13 protein-coding genes, 1 other RNA gene and 1 pseudogene are annotated in these 12,808 nt (G+C 73.1%); 11 read left to right on the top strand and 4 right to left on the bottom strand.

The window, feature by feature from the left end; genetic code table 11:
- Positions 1-46: 46 nt before the first annotated feature.
- Positions 47-1,123 carry a Zn-dependent alcohol dehydrogenase gene (locus ACZ7DE_RS05580; protein ID WP_470758341.1) on the top strand — a complete coding sequence of 359 codons (1,077 nt, stop codon included), beginning with the start codon at positions 47-49 and terminating at the stop codon, positions 1,121-1,123.
- A gap of 8 nt (positions 1,124-1,131) precedes the next feature.
- The gene (locus ACZ7DE_RS05575; protein WP_470758339.1) at positions 1,132-2,121 is read left to right on the top strand and encodes a 3-oxoacyl-ACP reductase; all 990 of its coding nucleotides are present in this window, start codon (positions 1,132-1,134) and stop codon (positions 2,119-2,121) included.
- Positions 2,122-2,241: 120 nt separating this feature from the next.
- On the opposite strand, the gene ACZ7DE_RS05570 is transcribed toward ACZ7DE_RS05575, so the two are convergent.
- Together ACZ7DE_RS05570 and ACZ7DE_RS05565 are read right to left on the bottom strand one after the other, a co-directional pair.
- Entirely contained in the window at positions 2,242-2,412 is a 171-nt protein-coding gene (locus ACZ7DE_RS05570; protein ID WP_470758337.1) for a hypothetical protein, read from the bottom strand.
- A 96-nt stretch (positions 2,413-2,508) separates the two neighbouring features.
- On the bottom strand, positions 2,509-3,687 hold the full coding sequence (locus ACZ7DE_RS05565; protein ID WP_470758976.1) for a hypothetical protein: 1,179 nt from the start codon (positions 3,685-3,687) through the stop codon (positions 2,509-2,511).
- A 242-nt stretch (positions 3,688-3,929) separates the two neighbouring features.
- On the opposite strand from ACZ7DE_RS05565, the gene ACZ7DE_RS05560 reads away from it, so the two are divergent.
- From ACZ7DE_RS05560 to ACZ7DE_RS05550, 3 genes are read left to right on the top strand one after another with little or no spacing between them, the layout of a single operon-like run.
- Positions 3,930-4,787 carry a Nif3-like dinuclear metal center hexameric protein gene (locus ACZ7DE_RS05560; protein ID WP_470758335.1) on the top strand — a complete coding sequence of 286 codons (858 nt, stop codon included), beginning with the start codon at positions 3,930-3,932 and terminating at the stop codon, positions 4,785-4,787.
- The gene (locus tag ACZ7DE_RS05555) at positions 4,784-5,527 is read left to right on the top strand and encodes a zinc ribbon domain-containing protein (RefSeq protein ID WP_470758975.1); all 744 of its coding nucleotides are present in this window, start codon (positions 4,784-4,786) and stop codon (positions 5,525-5,527) included. Before ACZ7DE_RS05560 ends, ACZ7DE_RS05555 begins: the two co-directional genes overlap by 4 nt.
- Positions 5,528-5,559: 32 nt before the next feature.
- Positions 5,560-7,317: a bifunctional RNase H/acid phosphatase gene (locus tag ACZ7DE_RS05550; RefSeq protein WP_470758333.1), complete on the top strand. Its 1,758-nt coding sequence runs from the start codon at positions 5,560-5,562 to the stop codon at positions 7,315-7,317.
- Here the strand turns inward: ACZ7DE_RS05550 and eda are convergent.
- Both eda and yaaA read right to left on the bottom strand, forming a co-directional pair.
- Positions 7,289-7,957, bottom strand: a complete 669-nt coding sequence (gene eda, locus ACZ7DE_RS05545) for a bifunctional 4-hydroxy-2-oxoglutarate aldolase/2-dehydro-3-deoxy-phosphogluconate aldolase (protein ID WP_470758331.1) — start codon at positions 7,955-7,957, stop codon at positions 7,289-7,291. The two genes, ACZ7DE_RS05550 and eda, sit on opposite strands and share 29 nt — an antisense overlap.
- Before the next feature lie 114 nt (positions 7,958-8,071).
- Entirely contained in the window at positions 8,072-8,854 is a 783-nt protein-coding gene (gene yaaA, locus ACZ7DE_RS05540; RefSeq protein WP_470758328.1) for a peroxide stress protein YaaA, read from the bottom strand.
- A 206-nt stretch (positions 8,855-9,060) separates the two neighbouring features.
- Here yaaA and ACZ7DE_RS05535 point away from each other — a divergent pair, with 206 nt between their 5' ends.
- From ACZ7DE_RS05535 to ACZ7DE_RS05510, 6 genes and pseudogenes are all read left to right on the top strand, one after another.
- Positions 9,061-9,582, top strand: a complete 522-nt coding sequence (locus ACZ7DE_RS05535; protein WP_470758326.1) for a DUF4260 family protein — start codon at positions 9,061-9,063, stop codon at positions 9,580-9,582.
- A 19-nt stretch (positions 9,583-9,601) separates the two neighbouring features.
- Positions 9,602-10,111 carry a TetR/AcrR family transcriptional regulator gene (locus ACZ7DE_RS05530; protein WP_470758974.1) on the top strand — a complete coding sequence of 170 codons (510 nt, stop codon included), beginning with the start codon at positions 9,602-9,604 and terminating at the stop codon, positions 10,109-10,111.
- Between the two features lie 18 nt (positions 10,112-10,129).
- Positions 10,130-10,954, top strand: coding sequence for a helix-turn-helix domain-containing protein (locus ACZ7DE_RS05525; RefSeq protein WP_470758324.1), 825 nt, complete (start codon positions 10,130-10,132; stop codon positions 10,952-10,954).
- A gap of 25 nt (positions 10,955-10,979) precedes the next feature.
- Positions 10,980-11,768, top strand: a pseudogene (locus ACZ7DE_RS05520) (DMT family transporter); the annotation flags it as partial.
- A gap of 112 nt (positions 11,769-11,880) precedes the next feature.
- An RNA gene (gene rnpB / locus ACZ7DE_RS05515) (RNase P RNA component class A) lies at positions 11,881-12,281 on the top strand.
- Between the two features lie 43 nt (positions 12,282-12,324).
- Complete coding sequence (locus ACZ7DE_RS05510) at positions 12,325-12,807, top strand: Imm32 family immunity protein (RefSeq protein WP_470758322.1); 483 nt, start codon at positions 12,325-12,327, stop codon at positions 12,805-12,807.
- Position 12,808: the final 1 nt, after the last annotated feature.

Below are 12,808 nucleotides of genomic sequence, written 5' to 3'. Positions count from 1 at the left end.
ACCTCCAGAACCGCAGCATCCGAGGGGATCCGAGGGGAGCCGCACCATGCGGGCAGCCGTACTGAACGAGATCGGTCAGGACAAGCTGGAGGTCCTCGACGACGTCGAGGCGGTGGGATTCGGCCCCGGCCGGGTCAGGATCCGGGTGCGGGCCACGGGGCTGTGCCACTCGGACCTGTCCGCCATGGGCGGGGTGCTGCCGCAGCCCGCGCCGTTCGTGCCCGGGCACGAGGGCGCGGGCGAGGTCATGGAGGTCGGGGAGGGCGTCACCCGGGTGAAGCCCGGCGACCGGGTCGTCGTCTGCTGGCTGCCGGCCTGCGGGGCGTGTCCCGCCTGCAGGCGCGGCCAGACCGAACTGTGCCTGGCCGGGTTCATGAACGCGGGCACGCCCAACTTCCGTCGTCCCGGCGGGGACGTGTTCGGCTTCGCCGGCACCGGGACCTTCGCCGAGGAGGTCGTGGTCGACGCGGGATGCGCGGTCCCGATCCCCGACGACGTCCCCTTCGACATCGCCGCGCTCATCGGGTGCGGGGTGACGACGGGCCTGGGCGCCGCGATCAACACCGCCGACGTGCAAGCCGGTTCGTCGGTCGCCGTGATCGGCTGCGGAGGCGTCGGCATCTCCGCGATCCAGGGCGCGCGGCTCAAGGGCGCCGCCGAGATCGTCGCCGTCGACCCGGTCGCCTCGCGGCGGGAGGCCGCGCTGAGCTTCGGCGCCACGAAGGCCGTCTCGCCGGAGGAACTGCCCGGAGCGAAGCAACTGGTCACCGGCGGCGAGGGGTTCGACTACGTCTTCGAGGTCGTCGGCCGCTCCGCCACCGCCCGCACCGCGTACGAGAACACCCGGCGCGGCGGCACCCTCGTCGTCGTCGGCGCGGGCGCCATGGACGACCACCTCCAGCTCAACATGTTCGAGCTGTTCTTCGACGAGAAGCGCATCCTGCCCTCGATGTACGGCGGCGGGGACGTCCTGACCTCCTACGGGCGGACGATCGCCCTGTGGCGGGCCGGCCGCATCGACCTGTCGGGCCTGATCACGCACCGCGTGGCACTCGCCGAGGTCAACGAGGCGCTCGACCAGATGCGTACCGGGGCCGCGCTCCGAACGTGCATAGAGATCTGAGGCCGCCGATGTCTCTTCCGCTGGAAGGTCTCACGGCGATCGTCACCGGCGCCGGTCGCGGGCTCGGCCGGGCCGAGGCGCTGGAGCTCGCCCGGCTGGGCGCGGCCGTCGTGGTCAACGACTTCGGGCAGCCCGGACGGGACGGCTCGGGCGAGGCGTCGGCGGCTCCCGCAGAGGAGGTGGCGCGGGAGATCCGGTCGGCCGGCGGCACCGCGCTCGCCCACACCGGCGACGTCGCCGACTTCGAGCAGGCCCGTCGGCTGGTCGAGTCGACGATCGCCGAGTTCGGCACGCTGGACGTGCTGGTCAACAACGCGGGCATTCTGCGCGACCGCATGGTCTTCTCGATGGCCGAGGAGGAGTGGGACGCGGTCGTGCGGGTCCACCTGAAGGGGCACTTCAACACGACCCGGTTCGCCGCAGCGCACTGGCGTGAGCGGTCCAAGGCGTCGGGCGCGCCGGTGTACGGGCGGATCGTGAACACCTCGTCGGAGGCGTTCCTGGCGGGCTCGGCCGGGCAGCCCAACTACGCGGCGGCGAAGGGCGGGATCGTCGGACTGACGACCTCCACGGCGCTCGCGCTCGCCAAGTACGGGGTGACGGCCAACGTCATCTGCCCGCGAGCCCGGACCCGGATGACGGAGGACGTCTTCGCCGGTCTCTCCGGGCCGCAGGGAGACGGACTCGATCCGCTCGCTCCCGAGCATGTCGCCCCGCTGGTCGGCTACTTGGCCTCGCCGGCCGCCGCGTGCGTCAACGGACAGCTGTTCGTCGTGCACGGCGGCATGGTCGCCGTCGTCGAACGCCCGCGCGTCCAGGCCAAGTTCGACAGCAAGGAGGACACGTTCACCTTCGACGAGCTGGACGCCGTCCTCGGCGCGCACTTCGCGCAGCGGCCGGCCGGGGAGACGTTCGCGGCGGCGGAGGTACTGGGGCTGCGGCGAGGTCAGGGGCAGGGACATGGGCACGGTCACGGGCAGGGCCAGGGGCGGGAATAGCAGTCGCATCAGGGACGGGGCGCGCAGGGGAGTCGTTCCCGCGCGGGGCGGGGCAGGGCAGGCGAAGGGGCTCCGGTCGTCCACGGACGACCGGAGCCCCTTCGGGGTACGGCGTTGCCGTCAGACAGCCGTCTCGGCCCTGTCCTCGGTCCTGTTCTCGGCCGGCTTGCGATGCCGGCCGTGCGGAGCCGAGTCGCCGTCGTGGGACGAGACCGGGCCCCGGTGCCGGCCGCGACCGGCCGTCTCCTGGGAGTCGGCGGACAGCGGCTGCATCGTGGTTACGTCGCTCATCGGAAAGTTCACCCCGTCAACATGATCATTCTTTACAGCCGGGTGATTTTATCCAGCACACCGAGGGACGGATCCAGGCGGCCACGCCAACCGCAGCTACTTCGTTACAAGGCCACCGAGCGGGGCCTGTTGGAGGGGAATCGGACGAGCGGCGCGGGGTGCCGGTTCCGCCGGTTCCCCGGAGAGCGCGGCGTCCGCGGCGGCGGCTTCGGCGGCTGCTTCGGCGACATCTTCGGGCGAGGGCGCGACCGCCGCCGACAGCGACGCCACGCCGCAGGGCTCGGCCTCGGTGGCGTACGGCAGCCGCAGCACCCCGTCCGCGGTCCACAGCCCGCTGCCCGCCAACCACCCGTCGGGCGCCGCGAGTTGGTGCAGCCGCCGTTCGGCGGGACGCCAGACGCCGACCCAGGCGCCGAAGGGGCCGTCGATGCGCAGCGCCACCGCGCAGGCCTCCGGCGCGAGCATCTGGCCCGGCTGGATCGCGAAGGGGGCGAGGGCGAGGTCGGGCAGTCGCAGGCACTCCGGGAAGCGGACCGGCAGCGTGCTGCCGAGGACCCCCCAGCCCAGGCGGGTCTCTCCCGGCGAGGGGGCGTCCGAGCCGATGAGCAGCAGGCCGCTGTCGAGGTCGGCGAGCAGCAGACGGTCGTCGCTGTCGGCGGTGATCTGCAGCAGGGGAGACACCTCGCCGCCGCGCTCCAGGTCCACCACGACGGCCTTGGTCCGGCCGGCGACCTCGCGGTCCAGCGCGAGCATGCGGCCGGTACGGTCCAGCCACACCCCGCCCGAGCAGCGGCCGGGGATCTCGGCGAGGTGCTCGGGTCCGAAGGAGCCGCCCGCGACCAGCCACACGGTCGTCGTGAACGGGCCGACCGCGAGGGCGTACGCGCGCTCGCCGCAGGGGGCCGGGGGAAGCAGGTGCAGCCGGGTGCCCTCGTCCGGGCATTCGACGGCGCCCAGGGGCAGCTCGCCCGTGCCCGGGCCGGTCGGGTACAGCAGGGAGAAGGCGTGCCGTCCGTCGGTCCACCGCCGGATCAGGACCCGCCCGTCGGCCATCGGGTGCACCTCCGTGCCGGGCTCCTCCGGCTGGTTGCCGGGCAGCGGCACGGCGTAGGGCTCGGGGCCGTCGAGCGTCCAGCGCTCCGGGAACCAGGAGTCGCCGTCCTGGGCGAGTCGCGCGGCGTAGGAACCGTTCGCCGTGATCACGCAGTCCCCGTGCGGTGTGCGCTCGGGGACCTCGCCGTCCGCCGCGGCGGGCTCGGTCGCACAGGCCGGCATCGTCATCGTTCCGTCACCTCCGGTGACGAAGCTAGTTTTCGCACGCGCGGGCGTGGGACCGACGAGCAGTCTTCTTCCCTCGTAAGAGTGGTGCAGAAGCGATTCGCCCGAGGTCCGTGGAACGGGTGTGCATCGCCCCGCCCCGACGGGCGCCTCCTCCCCGGGGCCCCGGGAAGCCCCTTCCGGGAAGGTGCCGGTACTGGCGGTACAGGGTGGGAGAGGGGGCAGGTAGCCTTTTGTTCGTGCCCCGTCTGTCTGAAGTCATCGCCGCGCTGGAGAACCTGTGGCCCGCCGAGCGGGCCGAGTCCTGGGACGCGGTCGGCACCGTCGTGGGCGATCCCGAGCAGGAGGTCTCCCGGGTCCTGTTCGCCGTCGATCCCGTCCAGGAGATCGTCGAGGAGGCCGTGAAGCTCGACGCCGATCTGCTCGTCACCCACCATCCGCTGTATCTGCGCGGGACGACGACCGTCGCGGCCTCCACCTTCAAGGGCCGTGTCGTGCACACCCTCATCAAGAACGACATCGCCCTGCACGTCGCCCACACCAACGCCGACACCGCCGATCCCGGAGTGAGCGACGCCCTCGCCGGCGCCCTCGACCTACGGGTCGTCCGCCCGCTCGTGCCGGACCCGCGCGACAGCGAAGGGCGACGCGGCCTCGGGCGCGTCTGCGAACTCGACCACCCGATCACCGTCCGCGAACTCGCCGCCCGCGCCGCCGAGCGGCTGCCCGCCACCGCGCAGGGCATCCGGGTGGCCGGCGACCCGGAGGCGCTCGTGCGGACCGTCGCCGTCAGCGGCGGCTCCGGGGACAGCCTCTTCGAGCAGGTCCGGGCCGCGAACGTCGACGCCTTCCTCACCGCGGACCTGCGCCACCACCCGGCGTCCGAGGCCCGCGCCCAAAGTCCTCTCGCGCTGCTCGACGCGGCGCACTGGGCCACCGAGTGGCCCTGGTGCGAGCTGGCCGCCGCCCAGCTCGACGAGATCTCCGAACGGAACGGATGGGGCCTGAGGGTCCACGTCTCCCGTACGGTCACCGACCCCTGGACCGCCCACGCGGCGTCCGACACCACCTCTAGCTCAATGGGAGCCCCCAACTGAACGCCGAGCCCGCCGACCAGATCCGACTCCTCGACGTCCAGGCCCTCGACGTCCGGCTCCAGCAGCTCGCGCACAAGCGGAGGTCCCTGCCCGAGCACGCCGAGATCGATTCGCTGACCAAGGACCTCACGCAGCTGCGCGACCTCCTCGTGGCCGCGCAGACCGAGGAGGGCGACACCGCCCGCGAGCAGACCAAGGCCGAGCAGGACGTCGACCAGGTGCGTCAGCGCGCCGCCCGCGACCAGCAGCGGCTCGATTCCGGGGCCGTCACCTCCCCGAAGGACCTGGAGAACCTCCAGAAGGAGATCGTCTCCCTCGCCAAGCGCCAGGGCGACCTCGAGGACGTCGTCCTGGAGGTCATGGAGCGCCGCGAGAGCGCGCAGGAGCGGGTCGCCGAGCTGACCGAGCGGGTCGGCTCCGTCCAGGGGAAGATCGACGACGCCACCGCGCGCCGCGACGCGGCCTTCGAGGAGCTCGACGGCGAGGCGGCCACGGTGACGAAGGAGCGCGAGGTCATCGCCGGGGCCATCCCCGCCGAACTGCTCAAGCTCTACGACAAGCTGCGCGAGCAGCAGGGCGGCATCGGCGCGGCCAAGCTCTACCAGCGCACCTGCCAGGGCTGCCGCCAGGAGCTGGCGATCACCGACATCAACGAGATCCGCGCGGCCGCGCCCACCACGGTCGTACGGTGCGAGAACTGCCGTCGGATCCTGGTACGTACGTCCGAGTCCGGTCTGTAGCCCGGTCCGCAGTCGCTCAAGGGGTCTGCTTCGTGAGGGAGTTCATCGTCGAGGCCGACGGCGGGTCACGGGGCAACCCGGGGCCCGCGGGCTACGGCAGCGTGGTGATCGACGCGGTGACGGGGGAGACGCTCGTCGAGCGCGCCGAGTACATCGGCGTCGCCACCAACAACGTGGCCGAGTACCGGGGTCTGGTGGCCGGCCTGCGGGCCGCCCGCGAGCTCGATCCGTCGGCGAGGGTGCGCGTCCGCATGGACTCCAAGCTGGTCGTCGAGCAGATGTCGGGCCGTTGGAAGATCAAGCACCCCGACATGAAGCCGCTCGCGGCGGAGGCCGCCCGGGTGCTCCCGCCCGGGCAGGTCGCCTACGAGTGGATCCCGCGCGAGCAGAACAAGCACGCCGACCGTCTCGCGAACGAGGCGATGGACGCCGGCAAGCGGGGCGAGCAGTGGGACGCCGGGGCGTCGCGGGCCGCGCTCGCCCCCCGTGCCGCCGCCGCCCCGGCCGCTCCTGAGCCGTCCGGCCCCCCTGGCGACGCCACCGCTGGCGCGGCAAGGGCCCGCGAGGCGCTGACCCGCGCCCGCCGGCCCGGTGACACACCGCCCACGGAGGCTGCCGCACGGCCTTCCGGTGACGCGTCCTCGGAGGGCGTTGGACGGTCGTCGGGTGATGCGTCCTCGGAGGCCGTCGGACGGTCCGGTGACACGCCCTCGGAGGCCGTTGCAGGGTCTGCTTCTGCGGCCCCGGAGGCTGTTGGACGGTCGGGTGACGCGCCCTCGGAGGCCGTCGGACGGTCCGGTGACACGACCCCGGAGGCTGTTGCACCGTCCGGTGATGCGACCCCGGGGGTGGGCGCACAAACCGGCGTGGATACGACGGCCGGAGCCGGCGCGCGACCCGCCGCGGAGCCGGTGGTCCAGGACCCCGTACAACCCGGCGCGGAGCCCGTGGACCAGGACCTCGCGCAACCCGGCGCGGAGCCTGCGACGCGTTCCGCACCCGCCGCCGCCGATCTGCGTGCCGCTCGCGCCGTCACCGGCCCGGCACCCGCTGACGCTGCGGCGAAGCCCGTCGCGCAGCCCCAGGCCGCTGCGCAGGCCTCAGGCTCTTCCGGCGCCCCCGGCGCCGCACCCTCCGTCGGCTGGGGCTCCGCCCCCGATCTCGGGGCGCCCGCCACCTTCGTCCTGCTGCGGCACGGCGAGACGCCGCTCACCCCGCAGAAGCGGTTCTCCGGCAGTGGCGGCACCGACCCCTCCCTCTCGGACGTCGGCCGGGAGCAGGCCCGGAGGGTGGCCGCCGCGCTCGCCCGGCGCGGGACCGTCCAGCACATCCTCGCCTCCCCGCTCGCCCGCACCAGGGAGACCGCCGGCGCCGTCGCCGCCCGCCTCGGTCTGGAGGTCACCGTCGACGACGGGCTGATCGAGACGGACTTCGGCGCCTGGGAGGGGCTGACCTTCGGTGAGGTCCGCGAGCGCTACCCGGACGATCTGAACGCCTGGCTGGCCGACCCCGAGGCCGAGCCGACCGGCGGCGGCGAGAGCTTCGCCGCGACCGCGAAGCGGATCGCCGCCACCCGCGACCGGCTCGTCGCGGCCCACGCGGGGCGGACGGTCCTGCTGGTCACCCACGTGACCCCGATCAAGACGTTCGTACGGCTCGCCCTGGGAGCACCGCCCGAGTCACTGTTCCGCATGGAGCTGTCGGCGGCGTCGTTGTCGGCGGTGGCCTACTACCGCGACGGCAACGCGAGCGTCCGCCTGTTCAACGACACGTCCCACCTGCGGTCCTGAGGGCGGAGGCGGTCCGGGCGAGCCGCTCGATCCGCGGCCAGTCCCGGGCCGCGACCGCGTCCGGCGGGACCATCCAACTTCCCCCCACACAGCCGACGTTGGGCAGGGCGAGGTACTCCGGCGCGTTGTCGACGCCGATCCCGCCCGTCGGGCAGAAGCGGGCCTGCGGCAGCGGCCCGGCGAGCGACCGCAGATAGGCGGTGCCGCCCGCCGCCTGCGCCGGGAAGAACTTCATCTCCCGCACCCCCCGCTCCAGCAGCGCCACGACCTCCGACGTGGTCGACACGCCGGGCAGGAAAGGGAGTCCGGACGCCCGCATGGCCGTCAGCAGGGCGTCCGTCCAGCCGGGACTGACCAGGAACCGTGCGCCGGCCACCGCACACGCCGTCACCTGCTCCGGAGTGATCACCGTTCCGGCCCCGACGACCGCCTCCGGCACCGCCCCGGAGATCTCCCGGATCGCGTCCAGCGCGGCCGGGGTCCGCAGCGTCACCTCGATCAGGGGCAGCCCGCCCGCCACCAGCGTCCGCGCCAGCCTCACGGCGTCGGCGGCGTCCTCGACGACCACCACGGGCACCACGGGAGCCGGGGCCAGATCCAGTACCGAGGCAGCCGGAGGCGAGGGCAGGGGTGAGGTCATGCGCCTCATCCTGCCCGGGCCGTGCAACACGCGCAAAGGTCATTGCGCATGCTGCAACGAGCCTTTTTCCGGGGGCCGCCCGTGTTCCTCAAGCCGCCCGCCGGCCGGTGTCCCTCAGTGCACCTCGTCCACCAGCACGTCCAGCGTCCAGGCGGTCCCCGGCCGGGCCGGCGCCTGCTCCTCCACCACGTACCCGAGGTCCCGCAACGCCTCCACCAGCTCCGCCGGACCCTTGGGGGCGATCCCCGCCGTCAGCAGGCTCCTCACGATCCGGCCCTTCGTCGCCTTGTTGAAGTGGCTGACGACCTTCCGGGTCGGCGCGTGCAGCACCCGCACGCTCGCCGTCCGCCCCGCGACCTCGCCCTTCGGCTTCCACGCCGCCGCATACGCCGACGACCGCAGGTCCAGCACCAGCCCCTCCCCGGCGGCCTCGGGCAGCACGGACGCCATCGGCGCGCGCCAGTGCGCGCCCAGCGCCCCCAGCCCGGGCAGCTTCACGCCCATCGAGCAGCGGTAGGACGGGATCCGGTCGGTCACCCGGACGGCGCCCCACAGTCCCGAGAAGACGAGCAGCGACCTGGCCGCGCGCCGCTTCGCCGCCGCGTCGAGGGAGGCCAGACCGAGGGCGTCGTACAGGACGCCCGTGTAGATCTCCCCGGCCGGCCGGGCGCCCGCGGTGCGCAGCTCCGTGTTCTTCGCGATCTCGCCGCGCAGCCCCTCGCTCAGTCCGAGCACCTCGCGGGCCTTGTCCTCGTCGGCCGCGCACAGCTCGACCAGCTCTTCGAGAACCGCCTCGCGGGCGGCGCCGAGCCCCGGCAGGGCCAGGGTCTCCGGCTTGAGCGGGGCGCCACGCCCGGAGGACGCCTTGCCTTCGGAGGGCGGCAGCAGGACCAGCACGGGAAATCTCCTCACATCGAGCTCTGCGGCCACAGCGTACGGCGTGCCCCCGGACGGACCTGGACCCCCGGCCGCCGCCCGCCCTTCCGCCGGAGGGGTTTCGGGCACCCCGCGATACGCCACCCCCTTGACGGCTAACAGTGTTAGCCGTACGGTCATGGCATCGAGCTAACAGTGTTAGCCCAGTAGCCGCCCGGGAGGCAGTCATGAGCACGGCCACCACCAACACACGCGGGACCAACACATGCGGGACCAGCACATGCGGGACCGGCACGAGCGGGACCAGCACACGCGAGATCCGCGCACGCATTACCCGCACCCGCAGGACGAGCCCGCGCACCACCTCCGCCCTCGGCCTCGTCCGCCGCACGGCCTGGCTGGCGAACGCCCTGTTCTGGTCGGCGTTCGCGGTGCTGGAGGCCGTCAACCACGGCTGGCTCGCCGGAACCCTCGCGTTCGCCCTCTTCATCGCCCCGGACCTGACCTTCCTGGTCGCCCTCGACGACGCGCCGCGCCTCGCGAAGGGTCAGCTGGCGCCCCGGGCGGTGCCGTACTACAACGCGATGCACCGCGCCCTCGTCCCGCTCGCGCTGATGGCCCTCTACACCGTCGGCCCGTTCGCCTGGGCCCCGCTCTTCGCGGCCCTGTGCGGCTGGCTCGCGCACATCTCGTACGATCGCGCCTTCGGCTACGGACTGCGCACCAAGGAGGGCTTCCAGCGTGACTGACCGGCCGCTGCCCGACCGGCTGACCCCGAGGGCCCGCGAGATCGCGGCGGCCGCCCGGACCCTCCTGGAGGAGGCCGGCCCCGCCGCACTCACCATGCGCGCCCTCGCCGACCACCTCGGCATCAAAGCGCCCTCGCTCTACAAGCACTTCCCCGACAAGCACGCCGTCGAGGTGGAGCTGATCGCACAGATGCTGCAGGAGTCGGCGGCGGCGATGGAGGCGGCGGAGCAGCGCGAGCCGGGGTCGCTGGCGGCCCTGGGGGAGGCTTACCGGACGTACGCGCTGGCCCACCCCCACCTGTACTGCCTGGCCACGGAGCGTCCACTGCCCCGCCCGGCCCTGCCCGCCGGTCTCGAGGACCGGGCCGCGACGCCCCTGATGCGAGCCTGCGGCGGCGACCTGGACCTCGCCCGCGCGGTCTGGGCCTTCGCCCACGGCATGGTGATCCTGGAGATCCACGGACGCTTTCCGGACGACGCGGACCTCGCGGCGGCATGGAACCGGGGCCTGAAGACGTTGCGACCGTAGGAGCACACAGGGGGACGGATGGCGAAGCGTGAACAGGCGTCGTGGACCAGGGCCCGGCTGGGCCGCTGCGGTCCGCCGCTCGACCTGCTCACCGCCTGCTTCGACCAGCACGTCTACGCCCCGCACGCGCACGAGGAGTTCACCGTCGGCGTGTGCGTCGGAGGCTCCGAGGTCATCGACTACCGCGGTGGCCGCGTCCGCCCCGGCCCCGGCTCCATCGTCGTCCTCGACCCCGGCGAGACCCACACCGGCGGCCCCGGAACACCCACCGGCGGCTACGCCTACCGCGCCCTGTACGCGGCGCCCGGGCTCCTCGCCGAGGGCACCCTCGGCGGCGTGCCGCACTTCCGGGAGCCCCTCCTCGACGACCCCGAACTCGCCGCCGCCCTGCGCAGCGCCCACACGGACCTGACCGTCTGCCCCGACCCGCTGGAGGCCGAGTCCCGGCTCCCTTGGCTGCTGACTGCCCTGGCCCGACGCCACTCCACGGCCCGCCCGGTGTGCGACACGATCCCCGGCGCCGACCACATCGCGCGCGCCGTCCGCGCCCGCCTCGCCGACGAACTCCGCACCCCGCCCTCCCTGGCCGACCTCGCCGCCGATCTGGGCCTGTCCCGCTACCAACTCCTGCGCGCCTTCCGCACGACGACCGGGATCCCGCCGTACGCCTGGCTGGCCCAGTACCGGGTGGGCCGGGCGAGGGCCCTGCTGGAGTCCGGGCTGCGCCCCGCCGAGGTCGCCGCCCTGGTCGGCTTCGCGGACCAGGCCCACCTCACCCGCTGGTTCCGCCGCGTCCTGGGCGTGACCCCGGCCGCGTACCGCAACAGCGTTCAAGACGCGTGACCGGGTCCCGGCCGACACTCCCCGTATGACTGCACGCGGCTGGTTGCTGTTCTCCCTGATGGGCGTGGTGTGGGGCGTCCCCTACCTGATGATCAAAGTGGCGGTGGACGGCCAGGACGGCCTCTCGCCGTCCGTGGTCGTGTTCGCCCGATGTGCGCTGGGAGCGGCCCTCCTGCTCCCCTTCGCCCTGCGGCAACGAGGCCTGGCCCGGGCGGTGAGGGCGCACTGGAAGCCCATGCTGGCCTTCGCGGTCATCGAGATCATCGGCCCGTGGTTCACCCTCACCGACGCGGAACGGCACCTGTCCAGCTCGACGGCCGGCCTGCTGATCGCGGGCGTCCCGATCGTCGGCGTGACCCTCTCCCGCTTCTTCGGCGACACGGAGACGCTGGGCGTACGCCGGGTGGCGGGCCTCGCGCTCGGCCTCGCAGGCGTCGCCGTCCTGACCGTCCCGCACCTCACCGGCGGCGACGCGCGCTCCCTCGCCGAGGTCCTGCTGACGGTCCTGGGCTACGCGACGGCCCCCCTGATAGCCGCCCGCCACCTCAAGGACGTCCCCTCCCTGCACCTCACGGCCCCCTGCCTGGCCCTCGCGGCCCTGGTCTACGCCCCGGCAGCGGTCGCCACCCGCCCCACGTCGATCCCGTCCACCACCGTTCTGCTGGCCCTCGCGGGCCTGGGCGTCATCTGCACGGCCGTCGCCTTCGTCGCCTTCATGGAGCTGATCAGGGAGGCGGGTCCGACCCGCGCCACGGTCATCACGTACGTCAACCCGGCCGTGGCGGTCGCGGCGGGCGCCCTGTTCCTCGACGAGCCGTTGAGCGTGACGATCGTCACCGCCTTCACCCTGATCCTGGCCGGCTCGGTGCTGGCGACGGCGGGACCGAGGCGCGGTGCGCGCCCGGTAACATGGTCGGCACGGCAGACGAGCCGGGCGGACGGCCGCGTGGAGTCCCCTTAGGGGCTTCCCGAGGAACGTCCGGGCTCCACAGGGCAGGGTGATGGCTAACGGCCACCCGGGGTGACCCGCGGGACAGTGCCACAGAAAACAGACCGCCGAGGGCTCCGGCCCCCGGTAAGGGTGAAACGGTGGTGTAAGAGACCACCAGTGCCCAGGGTGACCTGGGCAGCTAGGTAAACCCCACCCGGAGCAAGGTCAAAAGGAAACACCCCGGTGTTTCTGCGCGGACGTTCGAGGGCTGCCCGCCCGAGTCCGCGGGTAGACCGCACGAGGCCGGCGGCAACGCCGGCCCTAGATGGATGGCCGTCACCGAGGACGTCGCGAGACCCCTCGGCACAGAACCCGGCGTACAGCCCGACTCGTCTGCCGCTTCCTCCGGGGCATCGGCCATGGCCGCACGGACTCGCTGGTGCTCGATCAGGTCGACGACCTCGGTCCGTCCACGGTCCGGCCCGGCGACCACGGTCCGTCGGAGACGAACGGAGACGTGTCGGTGAAGGTCCTGCGCGGTGACCCGACCGGGGAGCTGGAGCTCTCCGGAACTCGCACCGAGCTACTCGCCCTGGGGCGGGAGTTGCGGAGCGGACAGGGGGAGATCTCTCTGGAGCAGGTCTCGCGGCCGTTCCCGTACAGCAGGTCCTTGTCGTGGATGAGGATCCGACTCGTCAGCGGGAAGGTCCTGATCACCTCGTCCGAGGACAGTGAAACGCTCGACATACGTGGCGGACCGGAGGCTCTGGCTCTCCTCGCGGACAACATCGAAGGCTTCGCCGCGGAGGCGGATCGGGACGGCCATCTCCACGTGGACCACTTCCCTGAACACGAATGTCTGGCCGAGGGGTCGGGATCGATGGTCGTCGTCATCGACGGAGATCCGTCCGTTCCGTCGTGAA

The organism is Streptomyces sp. NPDC037083 (assembly GCF_055606485.1).
This window is presented reverse-complemented; position numbering and strand designations above follow the sequence as displayed.